This window comes from Rhodobacter capsulatus (assembly GCF_005144475.1).
Taxonomy (GTDB): domain Bacteria; phylum Pseudomonadota; class Alphaproteobacteria; order Rhodobacterales; family Rhodobacteraceae; genus Rhodobacter; species Rhodobacter capsulatus_C.
Genome location: NZ_SWJZ01000165.1, coordinates 1 through 844, shown reverse-complemented (window position 1 = coordinate 844; position 844 = coordinate 1). Strand labels below are relative to the sequence as shown.

General features: G+C 78.4%; 1 pseudogene. It reads right to left on the bottom strand.

The window, feature by feature from the left end:
• Nucleotides 1-844 (bottom strand): annotated as a pseudogene (locus tag FBT96_RS20965) (hypothetical protein); the annotation flags it as partial.

The following is an 844-nucleotide window of genomic DNA, read 5'->3' as shown; positions in this document are numbered from 1 at the left end:
GCGCGGTGGTCGCGGGCGGGGTGGTGAGCGGCGGCAGGCTCGGCAGTGCGGGCAGCGGCAACGGCGCCCCGGCCTCCGGCACGGGCGTTTCGACGGCAGGCGTTTCGGCGGCAGGCGCGTCCGGGGCGGCGGTTTCCGGCGCCGGGTCCGCGACAGGCGCCGGGGCCGCAGCGGTGGGCGGCGCCGGTTCCGGTGTCTCGTCCTGCGGCGGCATCGCGGGCGTTGCCGGGGCAGGGGGCGCGGTCGGTGCGGGCGTCGCCGGGGCGGCGGCGATCGCATCGCTCGGCACGGCGGTCGGCGCCGGGGCCTCCGGCTCGATCAGGAAGCTCGACCAGAGCGCGGCAATGGCCAGGAAGGCGATCAGCCCGCCCAGCAGGGCCACGCCCATGTATTTCGGCTTGCCGCCGATCCGGGGCGTCTTGCGCGTGCCGAAAACGGTCCGCGCCTCTGCGGGGTCAGCCTCGGGCAGGTCCCCGGCGGGGTTGGGCTCGGCCGTGCCAGGGCTCGGGCGCAGGTCGCGGGCCTTGGCCAGCGCCTTGCTGGCGGTCGTTTCCAGCGCGGCAGCCCCAAGCGCCGCCAGACGGCGCCCGTCCTCGGCGATCTTGCGCAGGGGGTCGGTCGGGACGGGGGGCTCGGTCGGAACGGAGGCCTCGGGCTGGTCCGGCGTCGGTTGCTTGGCCGTCACGGTCGGGGCCGAGGGCGCAGGAGCGGCCGCGGGACGGTCGGTTTCGGCCACGAGCGGCTTGCGCGGGGCGGATTTCGGGCCGTCCTGACCCTCACCGGCAGCCCCGGGACGGGCGGCGCCCGGCAGCGGCTTGCGGGCCGCAGCCCCGGCGGCCTCGCC